Raw genomic sequence first — 21,794 nt, 5'->3', positions numbered from 1 at the left:
GATAGTTTTGTCAATACAATATTGATTTGTTATTTTCATTACTAGCATTAATATTATTTGTTTTACTAGTTTAAACCTAAGTGGTTTTATAGATAGTGATTTAATCATTCATGCTAAATAACCTCACATTAAGGATATATTATGAAAAAAATATTTTTACTTATTTCAGGAACCTTATTTTCATTTTTCACATTCAATGCAAATGCAACTTTCTCTATAGTCGCTTATGACGAAATTAGTGGATATTATGGTGCAGCATTTGCTAGTTGTGTATTTTTACCTCCTGAGACGGATATCACTGAATACGTTAATGCCATAACACCTATAGGTACAATTACAACACAAGCAACAGTTAACTACGACAATATAAATTTGAAAAATGGAAAAGATCAAATTATCGATAATGTTAGAGGAAATCAAATTCTTGAGTGGCTTCATGATCAAGATGGCGAATTTGAGAATAAATCTCGACAGTATCTAATACTAAATAACCCGTCTTCAGGTCCTGTAGAAGGTTTTGCATATACTGGTACTGAAGTACCTTCTGATAAAGGATCGATTATCAACAAAAATGTTGTTATTGCTGGTAATACTTTATTTCCCAACACATTACAAACCATGTATGAAGGTTACACACAAGAACAAGATTTTTTCATTGAAAAACTATTAAAAAGCCTTACTAATGTGCGAGATAACTCTCTAGGTGACATAAGATGTGATGGAGTATCTTCCTATACTGCATTTATTAAAGTTAATGATAAGCATTGGTTTTATAATTCAGATAATTTAAATGAAGATGCAATAGATGGTTTAGAAAAAATAATTAACGATAGACAAAAACCTAAAGTTTGCCTTTCACTAATATCTGGTACAGCTTTTCTTGCAAATATTGATATAAAAGGAAATGGCGAATATTCAGGACCTTACGGCGTAGGGAGCTCCATTTGTTCTGATGGTAAGTCGGGAGACATTTTCTATCCTCAATTTAATGTTGTAGCAGGTGTACACAAATCTTGTGGGACTATTGAAATAAAAGAAGATTCTGGCATTATAAATTATGATGCATGGGGAACAACGCTTTCTCCTCATTGTGTTAGAAGAGATTAAAAATTTATAAATAACCTTAGGGCATTAATCATTATCTATGATTCGTGCCCTCATTAATAATCTTATACTAGAATTAAATTCAGCGAACTCATCTGCATTATCTTCCCATATTAAATAGATACGGTTAGTACTTCTATTAATGGTTTGTACTTATCATACTCTTCAAGTAAACCCTACATTAACTCAAATATTGAGTGTAATCATCGTCTGTTTATATGTAGTTAATAAAGCCAGCGATTGAGAGTAACTCTAGTACTGCTGACTTAACTTGATTAGAGTTTTTCATTTATACTCCTTGGCATATTCAGAACATGAGACAATCTGTTTACCTAGCATTCATAGTCAAAAAATTAATAAACACCGCCAAAAGTAAATTATCCCAACCAATGTCTAGCACGTACCATTTACTTTTATATTTAAAACTACCTAAGCTTGGATGTGTGTTTTTCATACAGCTAACTAATATGGTAATAAAAAGCCGCACATATAATATATAGCGGCTTTTGTGTTGATTTCTAACGGTATATGGTCAATTTGTGGCGGTATAATTAATGATTAACTTATTAATCATCATGTTAATTTTATTTTTAAAGCTGATTTCTCAGCCTTTTTTATTATCTTTTTCTTTACTGATAGTAAATCTCATTTAGAATGCCTTCATTGCTTTTATTAGTGGATTAGACATGTCGTATTTACTTTCAATAACCTTACTTTGGGCCTTTTCATTCAGTTTAATTGGCGTGTATTTAGCAGGACAAGTCGATGCTTGGTTCTCTGTCTTAATGCGAATAGGCCTAGCTACACTTGTTTTTCTTCCTTTCTTACGTCCAAAACAAGTCCCTTTGCCAATCGCTATTAAATTAATGCTCATTGGCGCGATCCAACTTGGGTTAATGTACGTTTTCTATTATCAATCTTTTCTCTATTTAACGGTTCCTGAAGTTTTACTTTTCACCGTAATGACACCCATTTATATCACCTTATTAAACGATGCTTTTGAAGGTAAATTTCACCCTCACTTTATGATCAGCGCTCTCATTGCCACTCTTGGAGCAATAGCTATCCGATACAATGGTATAGATGCCGGGTTTTTATTAGGCTTTGCTACCGTACAAGGCGCGAACCTTTGCTTTGCAACAGGACAAGTCACTTATAAACGATTAATGAAAGATAACCAACTTGAACAAAAAAACGTATTTGGTTTTTTCTTTATTGGCGCGTTGGTTGTGGCAAGCGTGTGTTATGCCCTTTTTGGAAATAGTGAAAAACTTCCAACAACATCGACACAATGGGGAGTATTAGTTTATCTAGGGATAATTGCTTCTGGGCTTGGCTATTTCATGTGGAATAAAGGGGCAACACTGGTCAATGTTGGCGTTCTAGCAGTCATGAATAATTTATTAATTCCAGCGGGGATATTAGTCAACTTAGTCATTTGGAATCGCGATGCTGATATATTCCGTTTAAGCCTTGGTGGAGGATTAATTCTCATCGCTTTAATCGTCAACCAACAATTAGAAAAACGACGTTCTCGATAAATAAATGGGGCACTATTTAAATAATAAATAGTGCCCCTTTACCAATTACTTCTCTACTCTCTTGCAACCATAAGATGCAGCAGTACAAGTAAAATATAACCATGAAGCTGCACCAATAAATTTACAGCCTTCTTCAAATACTTGAGTCACTTCATAACCAAACGGCAAATACCCTTGAATGACATCTGTAGCGATAGAACCCGCAAGTAATCCTCCAGCAACTAAAAATGCAAATCCATCGATTTCAACAATATCTTTAAAATGAAAAGCCAATAGCGCTAATGCCACCACCACATAAAAGAAATAACAGATATATTGATTTACATAACGATCATGAATCAAGAAGAAATCATCTACCGCTAAGATAGATGCCAGCATTCCCATTAATATCAACAACCTTCTGTGTTTGCCACTGTGTAGATAAATAGCACTGAAATAAGCAACCGCGAGTGAGGAAATCCAAAACCAGACTCCAATATTAGAAAGAAAACCTAAAAAGCTATGTACTTCTGTTTGTTGCGCTAAATCACGCAAGACCTGCATTGGTGTAAATCCAAGTGCCTGATGCAATCCAACAAGTGAAAGTGCATAAAATAAGATTGCAGGAATAAATGCAAAAACAAAATAAAGCATTATTTTTTTAGGTTCAAAGATCTGGCGGATAATGTGATTCAAAAGGCTACCTCTAATACGGTTGATAGGAATATGACGTAATTTACAAGCTCCAATATTCTGCCTCTCAAATGACAATAGCAACGCCGCTGCCCTCTTAAAATTAAGACCAAATTAAAATAGAGGTTATCTTTACGTCTTGATAATTTAGATTAAATTTATTAATACATAATAAAAACATAACTTTCTATTTAACCCAATTCAATCAACAAAACAAATAATAACAACCTTATCAATAACTAGCATAAATAGTGTGTTTCGCCCTGTAATATCTATATATTTATACAAAATTTAACTTTCTAAAACATCCCTTTTACCATTAGTAAATTTAATCATTACAAGAAAAATTACTCGTTTTACTTGGTCGCTTTTTAGCCTCATAGTCGCGGAAAATCTACTTCCTATTCATTATTTGAGGCACTGCGGTGAACACAACAACATCAACTCAATCACAATCTGGTTTATTCGTTCCAGTGATTGCACTTTCTTTATTTGCTATAGCATCTGGGTACTTAATGAGTCTTATCCCATTGATGTTAAGTCAATATGGAATGGAGGCGAAATACGCCAGTTGGTTAGCAAGTGCTTTCTATGCAGGCCTATTAGTTGGCGCAGGGCTAATTGAACCTTTTGTTGCTCGTCTTGGTCACAAAAATGCATTTGTATTATTCTTAGCATTACTTGCTGCAACTATCGTGATCTTACCTGTAGCCCCTGTTGAGTGGGTATGGATGACTCTTCGTTTTGTGGCTGGTATTGCGGTTGCAGGCGTTTTTGTTGTTGTTGAATCTTGGCTGCTTATTGGTGACGCTGAAAGTCGTCCAAAACGCTTAGGTTTATACATGGGTGCTTTATACGGTGGTTCATCTTTAGGTCAACTGGGTATCGGTTTTATTGGTATTGAAGGGTTACTTCCTTATTACATGATCATTGGCTTACTTATGATGGCTATTGCATGCTTACTGTTTGGTAAAGGTGCTCAGCCCCAAGTTCAGCATCATAATGTATTAAACCTAAAACAAATTTTAAAACTAAACAAAGCGTCGATTATGGGCTGTGTTGTTTCTGGTTTATTACTCGGTGCAGTTTATGGACTGATGCCTCTAGAACTAAAACACCGTAATATTAATATCACTCAAATTGGCAGCTTAATGGCGTTGATTGTTTTAGGTGGAATGGCAGTTCAACCATTAGTTTCGTACTTATCTCGACACTTAGGGAAAACATTATTGATGGCATTATTCTGCGTGCTGGGCGTTTTTGCTATTGGATTAACTACGCTAAGTGACCATGCTGCCGTTCTAGCAACCTCATTGGTGCTTCTAGGTATGGCCGCTTTTGCTATTTATCCTATTGCTATCTCTTTGGGTTGTGATCAGTTGGATGAGTCTTACATTGTTTCAGCAACACAAGTAATGCTATTTAGCTATAGCATTGGTTCTGTATGTGGCCCTGTATTAGCAAATACACTAATGAACACTGCTGAAGGTTTAATGAGCTATTTATTCGCCATTCTACTAGCGACCGCTATTTATATGTTACTAGCGAGTATGCGCCAACAGCGACCAATGGTTGCTGGTGAATAACTTCTAACCGTAACGCCTTTCTTTTCATAAAAACTAGGTTCTTAGGGTTCATAGCGATACAATAGCCCTAAGAATTCTTGATGAGTAATGACCAATGGAAGATACACAATACGTTGTGGAATGGGGTGATACGATTACCCTAAGCTTTGAAGGCGCCCAAATTGTTTCTGCATATCACACTTGCCCAGAAGAAGGCGATGAGATTGAGCTAGACTTTGGCGAAGGTTGGTTCCAAGGCCCTGACGATGAAGAATATCGTATCGAGATGCAGTTAGCACCTTTCCATCCTTATGATGAAGATCCTGTTCGTCTAGCAAACATCACCATTAATGGTGAGATTGTGAAAATTCTAGAAATTACAGAAACCGCTGATGGTGAGTTCTTCATCGAACCAAGCGACGGCGATTACTAAATAATTTTTTAATCGAATAATAAGAGCACACGGTTTAATTAACGGTGTGCTTTTTTCGTTTAGTCTCTAGTAAATAGACTTATCTCGGTAATTCTTTCATCATTCGTTCTGATATGTTACATATTGTCTTCCATTTTCAAGCGCGTATCTAGGCAGTTATCAATGAGAGCAATTGTTCATCAATTTGGTTTAGCACCACAATCTATCACAGTAGAACCTTATACTTCAGAACCTTTGACTCCCTTTCAGATTCAACTAAAAATGCGTTACAGCACAATAAACCCATCTGATTTAATTACCATTTCAGGGGCTTATCGCTCGCGTATACCGCTCCCTTTTATTCCAGGTTTTGAAGGCCTTGGGATAATAAAAGAACGCTACGATTCACACTCTGCATTTTCTATTGGCGACCGAGTTCTCCCTATTGGCAGTGCTGGCGCATGGCAACGCTATCGAAATATAGACGAAAAATGGTGCTTTACGATCCCAAACCAACTAAGCGATGAACAAGCGGCAACCTCTTACATAAACCCAATGACAGCATGGCTGATCGTATCGGAACGCTTACATCGACACAAAGAAATGACATTAGTCATCAATGCGGCCAACTCAGCGATTGGACTCATACTGATACGGATGCTCAATCATCTGGGAATAACGCCAATAGCATTGGTTCGTCGAGATAACACAGAAGCAGATTTTGAAGGATGTAATGTTCGTCGCATCATCAATATACAAAATAAAAATAGCATACAGCAACTTTTGGAGAGTAAACAGAGTACTGGAATAGACGCGGTTCTTGATTGTGTTGGAGGGATAGAAGCCTTGCAATTATCACACTTACTTAAAGAAGGCGGACAATTCATTAACTACGGTTTATTATCAGGAAAACCAATCCCCCCTACTTTTTGGCGTGAACGACCTGATATTGATTTTTCTTATTTTCATCTAAGACAATGGATTCATTCTTCAGAAAAAAACATCATCCAAGAAAAACTCAATGAAGTCATGCTGCTCGTTTATAGTGGCATTGCAGATACGATCATTAGCGCTCATTTTTCTTTAAATGACATCCATAAAGCCATCACTTATATTCAAGATAAGAAAAAGACAAAAAAAGGAAAAATACTGATTACATTTTAATGCTCTCGTTCAATACTGTATGGAATTAAAAACCGTATTGAACGACAAACGCATTATTTATTTAATTGTTTTTCCATTGATAAGTGCGGAATACCCGCTTCCATAAACTCTTCGCCATAAGGTTGAAACCCTAATTTAGTATAAAAGTCTATTGCGTGCTTTTGCGAACCTAAATAAACACGTTGATACTCATTATTTTCAGCAACACTCATCAGCGATAACACAATTTTAGAGCCTAAACCTTGCGCACGGTACTCTTTAATAATTGCAATACGTCCGATATGCCCATCATTAAGAATGCGACCCGTTCCTACCGCTTTACCATCAGATAACACAAGCGCATGTACCGCGACCTCATCCAAACCATCGAATTCAATCTCAGGATCAATCTGCTGTTCCTTAATAAACACCGTATCACGGATGCTACGGATCGCACTTTTATGATCACCGGTATATTCAACATTCTTAACTTCAAACATGTTAATACTCACGCTATATTTATTATCAAATTAGTATTAGGGTATGTTATAGAGATTGAAAGCATTAATACCTTCAACCTCTATCAGTACACACGAAACGTAGACTTATAACTCTTCGTTATTTTCTTCGTCTAAATTCGACATTAACTTTTCTAATCTTGCTAAGTCAATGGCACTTGATCGTACTGTCAGTTTAATATGACTGTATTCATATTCTTCTTTAACGACACTCATGCTTGAACGAATTTCCCCAATAATACCTTTAGCGGTATAAGGCACAATGATCTCTTCTTCAATCATTTCATGTTGAGAAACACCAACGATATATTTGTGCAGTTTAGCAATATCAAGAGGGTTTCGAGTTGACGTCATCATCGCATCAGGAAACTCTTCCATTAACTCTTCTTGTTGCTCAACAGTCAATTGGTCTGATTTATTAAGTACAAGTAGTTTCTTAACGTCTTCAACCCCGACTTCTTTTAGTACTTCATGCACAACATCAAGTTGTGTACGGAAAGACGCATCAGAGGCATCAACAACATAAAGCAGTAATGAAGCATCATGTGCTTCCGCTAGTGTTGAGTGAAATGAGGCAACTAAGTCGTGAGGCAGCTTTTTAATAAAACCAACAGTATCTGATACTAAGATACGAGGCTGAGTAACTGGATAGAGTGCACGTACAGTCGTATCAAGCGTAGCAAAAAGTTTATCTTCTACTAATACTTCACTTCCCGTAAGCGCTCGCATCATGGAGGATTTACCGGCATTGGTATACCCAACTAAAGCCACACAGAAAAGCTCTGAACGTTGTTTACGGCGGCCTTTCAGCTCACCTTGAACGCTTTCTAACTCTCGACGTAATTCAGCTAATTGATCTCGAACTTTACGGCGATCTAGCTCTAGATCTGTTTCACCGGCACCTTTACCCATTTGGCGTTCGTTATCACCAATGGTCGATTCTCTTAATCGCGGTGCGACATAATTAAGGCGAGCCATTTCAACTTGTAAACGTGCTGTTCGAGTACGAGCGTGACGACTAAAGATTTCAATAATAATCCCGGTACGGTCATACACTCTAATGCCTAATTGGTTTTCGACATTACGTAACTGTGACGGACTTAAATCGCAATCAAATACCACTACATCAGCGCATGCAAATGGCAGATCTTCTGAAGGAACGTCGTCAAAATCTGTCTCATCAAAGAAATCTTCAGTATCAGCGTCATCACTCTCGCCTTGATTACCAGTAAGATGCGCTATTTCAGCCAATTTACCAGACCCCAGAACATTCACTTTTTGAGTAGAACTTTGTTTTTGCGACTGCGTACCGACGACTTTAAACCCTAGGGTAGTCACTAAGCGAGCAAGTTCTGCAAGTGAGTCTTTTGCCTCATCACCTTTAAACTGCGGTGTGCAGATAGAAATAAGTAAAGCATTAGTAAGTGATGCTTTTTCTGTTAGTTTCATTATTTTCTCTTAGTGCACCTAAGTGCAAACTTGGTTTTATCTAAAGTTACCTGATCCTACGCTGTTATAGATGAGCTTTATAGAGGAATAGAACACTAAATACATATATTATTTTAATTGGAGAAAAAACGACGTCATTTAGCGAGGATATTCCGCTATATCACCTTTTCAACCTTACATTTTCAATAAGACTATACATTTAGTGTTTCAGGGCTGATTTTCTGGGCAGCTTGAGCGGTAAGGTATGAGGGGGCGATCAACTTACATCAAGCAGAGAATTCAGACAACGCTAACATTGCCGCATCGGCTTTCTCTGTTTGAACAAGAATGTGATCATGATAATAAGCCGCAATAACGTTCGCACTAATATTATGCTCAGTTAATTTTCTAGCAACTTCCGCGGTTAAACCCACAGCATCTAAACTTGAATGAATTGTTAAGGTAATGACTTTGAATGTCGATTCAAATTCAATTCCTTCTTGCTCTGCGTGATTTTTAGTCACCACTAAAGTAAACCCTTCTTTTTCTCTAAAAGACGCCAATGGCATTAAATGCTGGTAGTCACCATACTCACCAGGCAAAGAACAAAAAACATACTCATCATTCTGAAGTTCTGGTGACATCGATTTCAATAATATCTTTAAATCTACGATTCCACTCATCTACACATCCCTTTATTTTCTCAACACTGTCTAATTTAAGTTGGTGGTAATTTAGATGAATTATCATCTAAGTTAACTTTAGGACTAACCAAGACATAATCCATGATATTACGACCAATTGGAGCCGCATATTTCCCCCATCCTGCATTCTCTAGTACCGCTGCAACTAAAACCTTGGGCGTATTTAATGGGGCAAAACTCGTAAATAAAGCATGATCTCGCAAGTGCTCTGCTACCTCTTCTGAATCGTATTCTTCACCTTTTGCTAAACCAAATACCTGACTCGTCCCTGTTTTACCACCCGCTTCGTACGCTAAGTTTTGAAATAATTTACGTGCCGTCCCTGACACTAATACGCGATGCATTCCTTCTTTTGCTAAATCCCAATATTGTTCTTTAGCACCACTGACGGGCGGAAAATCTTTAAATGCCACAGATTCAAACTGCCCATCTTCCATCACTGATTTTAGCAAATGTGGTCGATGTACCACACCTTTATCTGCAACAACCGCGGTCGCTTTTGCAATTTGCATTGGCGTTGCAGTCCAATAACCTTGTCCAATACCAACAGGGATCGTATCGCCTTGATACCAAGCTTGGTGATAATTATTATGTTTCCAGTCTCGTGTTGGCATATTAGCCGAGCTTTCTTCTTTAATATCAATAAGTAGTCACGCAAAAGTTATTGTGAATTTTTCGCCGTAATAATTTAATATGTTTTTGATGTTAATACTGAGGTCTTCAAACGTTTTGAACGCTTCACATGGTAACCATTCATATTTTACTTTCTTCCACAATATCTCAATGATATTGAGCTCTGGAGAGTACGGTGGTAGATAACAAACTAATACATCATTCATCAACCACTCATGCAATTTTTGTTTAAATTTTGCTGACCTATGAAAAGAGGCATTATCTAAGATAATAAAGCATGGCTTATCGTTTTTTCGTGCGTTGATAAAGTGCTCAAATGCATCAATTACTGTATCGGTAGTTACTCTTCCTTCCGTTGTTTGAAAACTCAATTTACCTTGTCTACTTAAGAAGCCAAGAACATTGAGCCGTTTGCTGTGTGAATGAGCAGGCCTTAGCGATTGAACACCGATAGGTCCCCAACAATAAGGAAGATTAGATTTCTGACTAAAGCCTGACTCATCAAAATAAAAGAGTTCACATTTATTCGTACGTTCCATTTCAATCAATGAATTCAATATATTACTGAAATTATTGAATTTCATATCGTCACGCTTTAACTTTAATGAGTGTCGGGCTCTTTTGTAACTGTAATCACTTTTTTTATATTTCGTTTAATAGTGTCTAAGCTGGATTTTTTACCTGTTTCTTCTTCAAGTATTGCTTGTGCTCGTTTAAGTTGATGTGGCTCTTCATCAACCAATGACTTCAAACGATATACTTCTGCTTCTGTGTAAATAGGTTTTCTACCTATACGAACAGCGTCATACAATCCGAGCATTCCACAGGCTTCCCAATGGTCTATCCATGACGATATGGTCTCAAATTTAGCGTCTAAAATATCAGTTAACGCTAAAATAGAGTAGCCTTTATCACTGAGAATAATCGCATGTGCTCGTATTCTTACTCTATTTTTTGGATGATTAGCGATCGCTTCTTTTAGGGTTATTTTTTCATTGTCTGTTAAAGGATTAACTGCTTTCATTATGATATAGACACTGACGTTAAAATACTCATTTTAATACCATATGGATATATGGATATATGGTAAAGGCGAAATCTTCATTCTCGAAAACTTATCATTAACTACTTACCAGATGGTTCCCCATAGCCGAATTTATTCATCCATACCGACAATCGATCAATTCCCATATCGTAAGCGACTTGATAGAAGAAGGTATCTACTGACTTTTCAATCGCCTTTACAACATTCACTTCGCCATGCCCCCAACGAACATCATCACGAAATTTACGGCTTTTAGAGTGTGGTATTCTCCACCAACCTGGGAAATTACTTGTTGTACTTGGTGTGATCACCTTTTCACTCAACGCTGCCACTGCTATTTGTGGTTTCACAGTTGAACCTGGAGGGTAAACGCCTAAAGTCGTTCGATTTAATAATGGGAGATCAGGATCATTCAATAAGGCATTATAATGTTTTGATGATATACCATGAACAAACAGGTTCGGATCATAACTAGGACTGGATACCATCGCTAATACCGAATCATCTCTAGGATCCAACACCACGATAGATCCACGACGATGATAATCCTCCATCTTATGGGTCGTAGGATTTTGTTTCTGAATCGTTAATTGCTTATAAGCATACAGCTGCAGACCCAAATCAATATTTAATTTTATGTCTTTACCTGAAATTGGAGCGACATAATCAAGAGTTCGAACAATACGTCCACGGCTATCAACTTCTACTTTTTCGTAGCCTGATTGGCCGTGTAATGTGTCTTCATAATAACGCTCAATACCTAACTTTCCGATAGTACGAGTGCCTTTATAATTAGTGTATTTATTCCCTTCTTTAAGATGACGAATATCACGATCATTAATTTTACCGACATAACCTAAAACATGGGTTAAGCTGGCCCCGTATGGATAATAACGTTCAAGATACGCATCAATATGAATTCCATCATAATGAAATTGATTCACCGAAAACTCAGCAACTTGCACTTCACTCATCTGCTCTATTAAGGTAACAGGGCGAATCCTTAACGTTCGGTTCATTGCCTTTTTAAATTCAGTGATTTCATCATCATCCAAACTCAGCATTTTTTTTAATGACGCTAACGTACCCTCCATATCATCTATCTTGGCGGGGATTAACTCTAAAGCATAGACAGGGACGTTTTGTGCGAGTAGTACCCCATTGCGGTCATAAATTCGACCACGATTAGGCGCAACAGAAATAACTTTAATACGGTTATTGTTTGAACGAGCTTGATACTGATTGTGATCTTCAACTTGCAGATGATATAAGTTATAAATTAACCCTCCAATACCTACCAATATAAATAGGAAAGCAATAATAACCCGTCGAGCAAATAAGGATATTTCAAATTGGTGATCTCTGAATAGCATCTTTCTGTTGGGCATAACAACTCTTTATAACTGAGGGACGGTCACTACTCTACCTTCTTTTCTGTGAGGTATTTATTGGCAGGATTTAATGTATTAAATAGGGCTCTAATATACTCGCTTAAGATCCATTTGCGATACCCCCTGTCATTTTTTACCGAAAACTAACATCAAATAGAATGACTTGTTTGTGCATATCAAGCGCTAAGACGGTTCAAGTTAGATCACCCGGTTAAAACCAATAGATATTCAGAAAAGATAAAAACAGAAATGAATAGAATAAAAAATCACAATAGAAAGTGGTAAAGCACTGAAAAATAATAGTATGAGGATTAAATACGCATTATTTTTAGAGGGTATGCAGTAGATTTTTTAGATTATCGTTAGCTTGTGTACTCTTTTTTGTACTCTCAGTGGGCACTGAACAAGCTTATAGATACGAAAAAGCCCCGAATAATCAGGGCTTTAAAATGTGGTGGTGAGTGAGAGATTCGAACTCTCGGTACGTTGCCGTACACACACTTTCCAGGCGTGCTCCTTCAGCCACTCGGACAACTCACCAAGTCGTTGACTCTTTCAAGACAACGAGCGCTAATTTAATGATTTAACCGCTTAGGGTCAAGGCCTTTCTTGCTGAATATGTCTATTTGCTTTATTTTTGTTCGCCATGACGATCTAATAAGCGTATTGAAGCGCTTATTATGTATAAAATCACAGATTTACTGTTTAAAAATAAAGTCACTACTGCACGTTAATTACAAAAATGGTGCAGCTGAAATTGTAGAAATACCAATTAAACCAATAAGGCTTAAAAACAGCATTGCATAAAAATGTCTTTTCATTATTCCATTAATCTAAATTAGGTCTCAAACGGGAGATGCATTAATACAATGTATTCTTTACATTTTATACATAAGCATTAACAATGCATACTGCTTTTATGTTACTAATTTTTACACTCTTTGCGTATAGCCAGGAACTTTGAATGCTTTACGGCATGCATCAAGAAAATACCCATAAAAAACACCCATCACACATGAAACAGCCGCATTACTTGATACTGCGGTAATTATTTGATCGGTACTCGCCCCAACCGTAAATAAAATAGCCGCGTAAACCGGTGATTGAAATAATACATAAGCCGTTAAATCTGCAACGTTCTTTATAAACGACATCGATGATACTCGAGATCCTTGGCGTAGCATAAAGTCTCGAAAAACACCGTAAGGCCATGCAATCGCTATATTAACTGGAATAGACAGCATGCGTGACGCTAGAGATTGCTCAAACGTCATTCCTGAAATAAAAATTTCAATGAACATGCCTGTAATAAAACAAAAAATCACCATTGCAAATGTATCAGCCGCAGCATTGCGAATACTAAATGGTCCTTTTCTAGACATTCTTTTTCTATCTCCAAAAAATAAAGTTAATAATACCACTCAAAGCATAAGCTATAGTCATACCGACCAATAACAATGGAATTAGCAGTAATTATCGCTATTAAATCACAACTTAATCAGAATTAGATATCGAAGTTAAAAGCATGTAGTAAATTTACAACTATTTTCTCATTTAAAATCAGATTAATCCGCTACCTTTTACATTTCGTAATTTAATTTCACAATCTTGCAACTTGTCACCATCAAATACCGCGTAACATTTCAGTTCAGACAAGGAGAAAAGTTCTTGATACAATGAGTAAAACTTGAATGAAATGAGAATATTATGTCTTTATCACTTACTGAAATTCTTTCAAACCCTGAATTTGAAAATACATTACTAACAGGAGCCCAAACTCAAGGCTTTGTTGCCGCTATGGCTGTTGCTCCTAACTTAATTAGCCCAAATGAATGGTTAGCTTTTCTATGGGGTGGTGAAGAAATATCTCCATTTACAACAGCTGAGGAGTTAGAAGATTATGCAAACGCAGTTGTCAATTTATGGAATGAATATCGCGAGTCTTTCTTAAATGGGCAATGGCAATGGCCAGAAGCTTGCCAACTTGACGATGAAGAAATTGTAACCACACAAACTCGTCAGTTTTCTGAAGGTTTGTTACAAGGTTGGCAATTAACGCGTGATGATTGGGAAACGTTGATGCCAGAAAATAGTGAAAATAACGCATTACTTGGTGGTGTATTACTTTCAATCAGCATGCTTTTTGATCCAGAAACCGCATTATCTACATTAAAAGAGCAAGGCATTGCAGGCTTGGACGAATTCGTAGAAATCTACAAAGCGGTACCAATGATGCTTTGTGGCTTAACCATGCGTGGTAGTGAACTAGCAGAAGCAGAAGCAGAAGCAGATGCAAGCAGAGATGAGTAAATCTAGATAAACAAAGATTTTACAGAAAAATGGCGACCAAATCGGTCGCCATTTTTTATTATATGAATCATGATATTTACTCAGTAATGCATTTCATCATTGGCGCTAAATGGTAATTATCATTTTTGTTTTCAACGTATCATTCTTCCATCAAAAACACTTTGGATTGGATACCACCAACTTTTGGAAGCAAAAAATGACAATGAATGATTTTAAACACTCAGATTTTTATCACATACTAAAAGTCGCAAAAGAACTCGGTATGTCTATATCTCAGTTTGTAATAAACTCATGCTTAAATATAGGTAAAGGTCTCGTTTGGACAAGTAAGAAAACATACCGTTATGTCATGAGATAAAAATAATAACGACTTAATCCCTATAAATAAGATAAAAAATCTCGTTACTTTATTTAAAAGATAACGAGATTTTACGGTCAGTACGTCAAATCAATTAACGTTGGTTGTCTGACTGATTTAAACGACTACTCACTAAACTTGCCACCATTATCGCTAAATAAAAACTACCAATAAGTGACTCTAAAAAAACAAAGAATTTAGGTATGGGTAAAACAGGTGAAATATCGCCATACCCTACCGTTGTTAATGTAATGAAACTAAAATAAATCACTTCAAATAAATTATCTATCCAAGCCTTATCTTCAATACCATAAAATGCCTGTGGAAAAAGTTCTATTTGAATAAGATAGATAATTGCCCATGACATCCCAAGCAATAAATAAACGCAAACAGACCCTACGATCTGATTGCGGCTAACATAATCTGTTAACATGACTTGCTTTAGCGCGGCATAAGTATGAGACAGTAAAAAAAACAATAACGCTGTTAATGTAATTAAGGACCAATCATAACCTTCAAAAAATGAAAATATTCCCGAGATTGCGGCAAGACTTAATAAAAAGCCATACCAACTTCGATAAAAGGTTTGTTTATGATTTACACCCACAATAGAAACCGCCAAACAAATAATGATCAACGCCAAGATCATTTTCTGGCCTCCTTCAAATAGTTGTTGCATTACCGAACTAGTAAACAGAAGGCCTAATAAAGCAAAAAATAAGAAGTAGAAATTATCATCCCTTGACACTTTTTTCATTGTTACTCCTCTTTTGATTCACTATCTAACCAAACGGTAAACAACTGATAAGTTAAACTCAAGACTACTGCCCCCACGAATAAACCGACAATACCTGACATCGCCATTCCACCTAATGCCCCTAATAAAATAACCAACATAGGAATATTAGAACCACGGCTTAACAACATTGGTTTTAATATCGCATCACTGCCACTAACGATAATGCACCAAATAAGAAAAATGACAGCCGTTGTCGTGGTATCTACGCTAAAAACGTAAAAAATAACAGGCAACAGAGCTAAGATAGGAGGGAGCTGGATTATCGCGACAAGCATAACAAGTAGCATCCATAACCCAATAGCAGGAACACCCGCGAATGCCATGCCTAAACCTGCCATCATCGATTGTATTACAGCAACACCAATCACCCCTTGAACAACACTTCTCACGGTTTTTTTTGATAATGTCGTTAATGCTTCACCGTGCTCACCAGTAAGTCTATCTGCTATTACGATAAAGGCACGTTCACATTTATCAGCATTAGCCATAAAAACACCCGCGATAATGGTAGAGATAATAAACTGTATGAAACCACCGCCAAGTGAACCAGCTAAAGAAGCTAATTGACCAGCAATCGCCTTAACTTCTTCTCCATATTTTAAAAGCACACTTTCTAAGTTAGACGATACTTGAACACCAAATGCATAAGCTTTCTCACCAATAACAGGCCAATCAGCCATACTTGCTGCTGGTTTAGGAATTGATATCGTCCCATCTTGGTAACCCGTAATTAATTCTGATCCACTCGTATATAAACCAGTAGAGAGTGCAATAAGCGGCACCAATAAGAGTAATACACCAACAAAAGCTAACCCCCCACTCACCTTGCCTTTGCTTATTCCAAATTTATTATGCCCCCATGATACGACTGGATATAACGCAGTTGCGATAATTCCCCCCCAAACCACAAGTAATATAAAAGGCCTTAATATAGAAAAGCACCAATAAAGTAGAATCGCAATGGCTGCAATTTTTATAAACGCATCAATTGCTTGTTTTGAAAAGTTCGCTTCAAGTTTCATAAACACTCCTTGTTATTTATGCGCACTTAAGTTTGCATAGTTAAAAATCTCCAATGACGCGTCTCTAAAAAGAAAGAAACAACGATCATATAAATTCCAATCAAAAATAATTGAAATATACGTATAAACATATTGTTATCAATCTCCCCTGAACTCATTAATGTACTGCCTAACAACACAAGTACAGTACTAAATGCGGTTGCGTAAATCGGGGCTTTTTCTGGTTTAGTATAAATTTGTGTCGCCATAATAATGGCCACAAGTGAAATAAATAATGTATAAAAAATGATGTTAGGTGCAAGGCTTAAAACACCAAATACACCGATGGCGAGTAAACCACCAATACCATTGCTAAGAATTAAAAATGCACTTAATTTAATCGATTTCTCACCTGTTATCATTAATGACAGCAACGCAATAAACATCATCGTTAATAGTGCTTCTGATATTTGAAAAATAAAGAAAAAACAAACTACAGGAAAAGAAATAATCATCGCTCTAAACGCCGCATACCATCGTTGTTGCTTTGATAACGGGGAAGATTGATAACCTGTGAATTTCGATTCTGACTCAGGGAAGTAAATATGAACAAAAGCAAAAATAAGTACCGCGACAACTCCAGAACTGCTTAATCCGATGGCTAAAAATACAGACACACTAGGATTTGATATCGCCATAAAGGGCAACATTAGTACCGCAATAATTAATATTGTTGCAAACAAGTTCCACTTAGGATCAGTAAACAAATAATACCCCCACAACATCATTAATCCGATAAGGATTAACATTGGAATTGGATAATGGGTGATGCCATTCGATAAAAATAATCCAAGCGCAATGGTTACGACCATCGCGAGCATCAATTCATAAATGGTTTCTTTGTTTAACTCTGGTTTATCTAATAAAAATTTAGCGACAAATACTGGTGCTACAAACGCCAATGGCCAATCAATCAACGCAGCTAAAAACACCGCTAAGCCAACACCGACGGTATATCTTATTATCTTAGTTTGGGTTCGAGAATCCTCGATAAGGCTATCTGACATAAGACATCAAGCTCACAAAGCGGATCCACAATTTACCAATAGTATTAAAAATAACATTATCACCACTGTAGACGATCACATCCGCTTGGCCACCAATTCGTAGTAATCCAGTTGCTTGTGAGTGATCAAACTCAATCGCTATCGGTAGCATTTGTGTTTGACGTAACCAACCCGTTTGATTATTCGCTTGCGCTAATTTACCCGCTTGATCATTCTGCCCCCAATCAACCCCCCAATCGACACTCGTTACTGTGCCTTTAATTACTTTTCCTGGAGCAAAATCAAGCGCAACCTCAACAGCATCTCCAACCTTAATGTTACCTAAGCTATTCTCTCGAAAATAAGCTTCAATCCATATGCTTTCTGTCGAGACAAATGTCATGATAGGCTGCCCCACAGACGCATAAAAACCTTCAGATAAACTAAAATTAGAAACACCACCAGCGGTAGGTGCTTTGATTTCTGTCCGCTCTAAATTAATTTGGGCTTGCTCTAATGCTAATAACGCCGCTTTAATCTGACTGTTATCTTCTCCATCGGCTCCTAATTGGCGTTTTGATTTCTCAAGATCAGCTTGTGCATTAACAACATTTGCCCTTGCCGTTGCCAGTGATGCTCGAGATTGGTCAGCATCAGATTGAGATACCACACCACGCTCTGCCATTTCAAGGATTCGACCAGATTGTAATCTCACATTTTCTAATTCAACATTCGCACTCGTTAACCTTGCTTGTGAAGAAGCAATCATTGCCGTTTGCGCTCCAACATTTTGACCTGCAATTTCCAAATTTTGTTCTGCTTGTTTTACTGCAATTTCATAATCGACAGGATTTAGCTTAGCGAGTACCTCTCCTTGTGCTACAAGCTGATTAGGCTGAACTAAAATATCAAAAACTTGCCCTGATACCTGTGGCTTAATTGGAACCACATACCCCTTCACTCGTGCGTTATCTGTAAGTGGAATGACTCGATCAGAAATAATGCTAAATAATAATAAAGTAATGACCGTGATTAGTAGGTAATTTGTTATTTTCCGAACTTTATTTGTCTTTTTAACCGTTTGATTAACTGATTTGTTTTCTGCCTTGGTGTCTTCTATTTTTTCCGTCATATTTATAACCTACTACTCATTGATTCCATTTATATATGTATAGTTGCTTTCTTAAATTAATGGAGTGATGTTTATCAAAATTTACTTATTATTTAATAGTTTATTAAAATAAAAAATTTTAACGGTAGAAACACTGCCGCACTTTTAATTTGAGTTCTCTGTCGCAAAAAGAACAGATAAATTAATATATCAAACTAAGTAGGATGAAAACTTACCATTTTGCGCCAATAATTAATTATATAAAGAATGAATTAGTAAAAAGAAGGGAGATCTTAATGATAAAAAAAGCCTCAAAACCACTACCAATGATCCGGACTGGATACACAAAAATCCTTTTAGACGTTTTTTCAAAGCACGGGATCAATATTCAGGAATTATTAAATGACTCCGGTTTACCACCCGATCTTTTTGAAACAGATAAAGACTATTTACCCGTAGAACCGGTGAAACGTCTCGTATATTTACTGTCTTCACAAGTAGGCGTAAATAGTTTTAGCGAGTTGTTACGCATCGCATTCCGTCAACGAATAATACCCCAGATACTTAAACAATTTGATACCACCGCAACCGTTAAAGAAGCTCTTGAAAAAGTAAATGCCATATTCAATCATGACTCTCCCGGCAGTGAAATTACGTTTGAAAATCAATATGGTAAATATTGGCTTTGCCGCTCAGCCCCTTACGAAAATACACTCTATTTTATTTGGGGTGAAGTATTTTCCGTCTTATATATCATCGAACTCATTCAGGCATTAACAAAATCAGATTGGTTTCCTGAACAAGTAAAGGTCCAACATATTGATGATGATGTGATTCGTTCGGCGCTAAATAAAAAAACACAATTTTTTATAGCTCAAAGTAAAAGCGCGTTATTAATGGATGAAAAAACACTCAATTCTACCGTTAAATTTATTCCATCAGACACTAAAAATAAAGAACCATTAATTGAATGGCATTCTAGTTTCAGTGATAGCGTCTTTACCTCGTTGCTTCCTTATGTTCGTGAACATTCCCTCAGCATCACTCAAGCCGCTAAGCTATTACAAATGACAACAAGAACCTTCCAACGTCGACTAAAAGAAGAGAGAACGTCATTTAGACAGTTAAAAGAAAGCCTTACTCTATCTATATCATGTGAATTAATGGAAGAAGGTTATTCATTAACTTATATATCAAATCAACTTGGTTATAACAATATTTCCCACTTTTCACGGGCATTCAAACGCATTAGCGGGCTAACACCAAAAGTATATAGAAAGTCGATACTTGGACTTACAGAATAAATTTACCATTATACGCCAACCTATTTTCTTTCACTTTTAATACGAATGATGATTAGGCAATATAATAAACAGAACAACATCGAACAATTCAATTAACGGTTAGGAATTACTATGAGCTCAGTAGAAAAAGAATATGGTTTTAGTACTCCACAACGTTTATTTGTAGGTTACACACTTGCAGTATTGGTCGATCTAACCGTACTAAATTTTTTTGATGAATATTGGGATTTTGTTAATATCGAATCATTCACCATTTCTTTTGCAGCTGCAATACTCCTGCAGTTATTACTAAAACTTTCCATAAATGCAGAGCATAGAATTGCTGATTATTTTAAAAGCAAACCAGGAACCGCACCAAAAATATACCGTGGTTTAAGCAGTTATGTCATATTAGTCGGTAGTAAATTCGTTATGTTAGAAGCCATTAATATTCTATTTGGTGATAAGGTATCGTTTGGCGGTCCATTAAATGGTGTCGTCGCTTTCTTTGCCGTAGTATTTACGATACTCATAGCAGAAATTACCGTATCTAAAATTTACTTTGCTTTAAGTGACAAAAAAAATAATTAATCACGCTTACAAAAGAACCGATCAAAAAATGGCGACCAATGTGTGGTCGCCATGTTTATTTCAACTACTTATTTACTATTTACGGGCATTTAGCTGCTCAGCAAAATCTAACATACGGTTTAATGGAATAAGTGATTTAATACGGATCTCTTCATCAACAAAAATCTCATGACCTGCACCACCTTCGTTTAATGCTTTTTCAATGGCGACTAAACCATTCATCGCCATCCAAGGGCAATGTGCACAACTACGACACGTTGCACCCGCACCTGCTGTTGGAGCTTCTAATAATTCTTTTTTTGGTACCATTTGCTGCATCTTAAAGAAGATGCCTTTATCCGTTGCCACAATCATTTTTTGTTGTGGTAGCTCTTTAGCCGCTTTAATTAATTGGCTTGTAGATCCAACGGCATCCGCTAATTCAACCACACTTGCAGGTGATTCAGGGTGAACAAGAACCGCGGCATCAGGGTGCAGTGCTTTCGCATCTTTTAATGCTTTTGCAGAAAATTCATCATGAACGATACATTCGCCCTGCCATAACAGCATATCTGCGCCTGTTTTATTCGCAATATACGAACCTAAATGGCGATCGGGTCCCCAGATAATTTTCTTATCTTCGTCATCTAAATGCTCTACAATTTCTAATGCAATACTTGACGTCACAACCCAATCAGCACGGGCTTTAACGGCTGCTGAGGTATTCGCATACACAACAACGGTATGATCTGGGTGAGCATCACAAAATTCAGTAAACTTATCTGCAGGACAACCAAGATCCAAAGAACACTCGGCGTCTAACGTTGGCATTAAGATTGTTTTTTCAGGCGTTAATATTTTTGCTGATTCTCCCATGAAACGCACACCAGCAATCACTAATGTTTTTGCATCATGACGATTACCAAATTTAGCCATCTCTAAAGAATCACCAACAAAGCCGCCTGTTTCTTCGGCTAATGCCTGGATTTCAGGATCAGTATAATAATGGGCAATTAACACCGCATTTTTATCTTTTAATAATTGTTTGATTTTAGCAATGTACTGAGTCTTTTCGTCAGCACTTAATTTTGTAGGTTTTGGAGGGAAAGGATATACAGTGTTGACATGATCTAGAATATGGCCCATTGCTCAGCTCATTA

The 21,794-nt window shown here is 36.8% G+C and carries 19 protein-coding genes, 1 tRNA gene and 2 pseudogenes; 8 read left to right on the top strand and 14 right to left on the bottom strand.

The features are described 5' to 3' along the window. Positions 1–141: 141 nt before the first annotated feature. Positions 142–1,107, top strand: a complete 966-nt coding sequence (locus VSAL_RS10100; protein WP_012550493.1) for a DUF1028 domain-containing protein — start codon at positions 142–144, stop codon at positions 1,105–1,107. Positions 1,108–1,790: 683 nt separating this feature from the next. Next, complete coding sequence (locus tag VSAL_RS10095) at positions 1,791–2,645, top strand: carboxylate/amino acid/amine transporter (protein WP_012550492.1); 855 nt, start codon at positions 1,791–1,793, stop codon at positions 2,643–2,645. 45 nt (positions 2,646–2,690) lie between these two features. On the opposite strand, the gene VSAL_RS10090 is transcribed toward VSAL_RS10095, so the two are convergent. Further along, on the bottom strand, positions 2,691–3,401 hold the full coding sequence (locus tag VSAL_RS10090) for a hypothetical protein (RefSeq protein ID WP_012550491.1): 711 nt from the start codon (positions 3,399–3,401) through the stop codon (positions 2,691–2,693). Positions 3,402–3,742: 341 nt separating this feature from the next. Between VSAL_RS10090 and VSAL_RS10085 the strand changes: the two genes are divergently transcribed. From VSAL_RS10085 to VSAL_RS10075, 3 genes are all read left to right on the top strand, one after another. After that, entirely contained in the window at positions 3,743–4,903 is a 1,161-nt protein-coding gene (locus VSAL_RS10085) for an MFS transporter (protein ID WP_012550490.1), read from the top strand. A gap of 94 nt (positions 4,904–4,997) precedes the next feature. Continuing rightward, positions 4,998–5,315 (top strand): hypothetical protein, encoded by a 318-nt coding sequence (locus VSAL_RS10080; RefSeq protein ID WP_012550489.1) that lies wholly within the window; start codon positions 4,998–5,000, stop codon positions 5,313–5,315. Between the two features lie 162 nt (positions 5,316–5,477). Beyond that, the gene (locus tag VSAL_RS10075; protein WP_012550488.1) at positions 5,478–6,458 is read left to right on the top strand and encodes a zinc-dependent alcohol dehydrogenase family protein; all 981 of its coding nucleotides are present in this window, start codon (positions 5,478–5,480) and stop codon (positions 6,456–6,458) included. Between the two features lie 53 nt (positions 6,459–6,511). On the opposite strand, the gene VSAL_RS10070 is transcribed toward VSAL_RS10075, so the two are convergent. From VSAL_RS10070 to VSAL_RS10030, 8 genes and pseudogenes are all read right to left on the bottom strand, one after another. Next, entirely contained in the window at positions 6,512–6,937 is a 426-nt protein-coding gene (locus VSAL_RS10070) for a GNAT family N-acetyltransferase (RefSeq protein WP_012550487.1), read from the bottom strand. A gap of 105 nt (positions 6,938–7,042) precedes the next feature. Further along, positions 7,043–8,404, bottom strand: a complete 1,362-nt coding sequence (gene hflX, locus VSAL_RS10065; RefSeq protein ID WP_012550486.1) for a GTPase HflX — start codon at positions 8,402–8,404, stop codon at positions 7,043–7,045. Between the two features lie 266 nt (positions 8,405–8,670). After that, positions 8,671–9,066 (bottom strand): ACT domain-containing protein, encoded by a 396-nt coding sequence (locus tag VSAL_RS10060; RefSeq protein WP_012550485.1) that lies wholly within the window; start codon positions 9,064–9,066, stop codon positions 8,671–8,673. Positions 9,067–9,101: 35 nt separating this feature from the next. Next, a pseudogene (locus VSAL_RS10055) lies at positions 9,102–9,731 on the bottom strand (penicillin-binding transpeptidase domain-containing protein); the annotation flags it as partial. Between the two features lie 6 nt (positions 9,732–9,737). Further along, positions 9,738–10,744, bottom strand: a protein-coding gene (locus tag VSAL_RS22840; protein WP_085941784.1) for an IS630-like element ISVsa8 family transposase whose coding sequence is annotated in 2 segments (ribosomal slippage) — positions 9,738–10,366 and positions 10,366–10,744 — 1,008 coding nt in all. Because the reading frame shifts where the segments join, the coding sequence is not laid out codon by codon here. A gap of 107 nt (positions 10,745–10,851) precedes the next feature. Beyond that, positions 10,852–12,153: pseudogene (gene mrdA / locus VSAL_RS10040) on the bottom strand (penicillin-binding protein 2); the annotation flags it as partial. 455 nt (positions 12,154–12,608) lie between these two features. Continuing rightward, positions 12,609–12,696, bottom strand: a tRNA-Ser gene (locus tag VSAL_RS10035). Positions 12,697–13,088: 392 nt separating this feature from the next. After that, complete coding sequence (locus VSAL_RS10030) at positions 13,089–13,538, bottom strand: L-alanine exporter AlaE (RefSeq protein ID WP_044583286.1); 450 nt, start codon at positions 13,536–13,538, stop codon at positions 13,089–13,091. A 325-nt stretch (positions 13,539–13,863) separates the two neighbouring features. Between VSAL_RS10030 and VSAL_RS10025 the strand changes: the two genes are divergently transcribed. Further along, positions 13,864–14,466 carry a UPF0149 family protein gene (locus tag VSAL_RS10025; protein WP_012550483.1) on the top strand — a complete coding sequence of 201 codons (603 nt, stop codon included), beginning with the start codon at positions 13,864–13,866 and terminating at the stop codon, positions 14,464–14,466. Between the two features lie 452 nt (positions 14,467–14,918). On the opposite strand, the gene VSAL_RS10015 is transcribed toward VSAL_RS10025, so the two are convergent. The 4 genes from VSAL_RS10015 to VSAL_RS10000 are packed head-to-tail and all read right to left on the bottom strand — an operon-like array spanning position 14,919 to position 18,802. Further along, positions 14,919–15,581 (bottom strand): potassium channel family protein, encoded by a 663-nt coding sequence (locus VSAL_RS10015; RefSeq protein ID WP_012550482.1) that lies wholly within the window; start codon positions 15,579–15,581, stop codon positions 14,919–14,921. 2 nt (positions 15,582–15,583) lie between these two features. After that, positions 15,584–16,645, bottom strand: a complete 1,062-nt coding sequence (locus tag VSAL_RS10010) for an AI-2E family transporter (protein ID WP_012550481.1) — start codon at positions 16,643–16,645, stop codon at positions 15,584–15,586. A 26-nt stretch (positions 16,646–16,671) separates the two neighbouring features. After that, complete coding sequence (locus tag VSAL_RS10005) at positions 16,672–17,691, bottom strand: DUF2955 domain-containing protein (RefSeq protein WP_012550480.1); 1,020 nt, start codon at positions 17,689–17,691, stop codon at positions 16,672–16,674. Next, positions 17,681–18,802 carry an HlyD family secretion protein gene (locus tag VSAL_RS10000; protein ID WP_012550479.1) on the bottom strand — a complete coding sequence of 374 codons (1,122 nt, stop codon included), beginning with the start codon at positions 18,800–18,802 and terminating at the stop codon, positions 17,681–17,683. The genes VSAL_RS10005 and VSAL_RS10000 overlap by 11 nt, the downstream gene beginning before the upstream one ends. Positions 18,803–19,077: 275 nt before the next feature. Here VSAL_RS10000 and VSAL_RS09995 point away from each other — a divergent pair, with 275 nt between their 5' ends. Next, positions 19,078–20,085: a helix-turn-helix domain-containing protein gene (locus tag VSAL_RS09995; RefSeq protein ID WP_012550478.1), complete on the top strand. Its 1,008-nt coding sequence runs from the start codon at positions 19,078–19,080 to the stop codon at positions 20,083–20,085. A 111-nt stretch (positions 20,086–20,196) separates the two neighbouring features. After that, entirely contained in the window at positions 20,197–20,655 is a 459-nt protein-coding gene (locus VSAL_RS09990) for a hypothetical protein (protein WP_012550477.1), read from the top strand. A gap of 75 nt (positions 20,656–20,730) precedes the next feature. On the opposite strand, the gene nadA is transcribed toward VSAL_RS09990, so the two are convergent. Further along, complete coding sequence (gene nadA / locus VSAL_RS09985; RefSeq protein WP_012550476.1) at positions 20,731–21,780, bottom strand: quinolinate synthase NadA; 1,050 nt, start codon at positions 21,778–21,780, stop codon at positions 20,731–20,733. Positions 21,781–21,794: the final 14 nt, after the last annotated feature.

The sequence above is a fragment of the Aliivibrio salmonicida LFI1238 genome, assembly GCF_000196495.1.
Taxonomy (GTDB): Bacteria; Pseudomonadota; Gammaproteobacteria; order Enterobacterales; family Vibrionaceae; genus Aliivibrio; species Aliivibrio salmonicida.
Note: the sequence above shows the minus strand (reverse complement) of the source record. Positions and strands in the feature narration are given on the sequence as shown.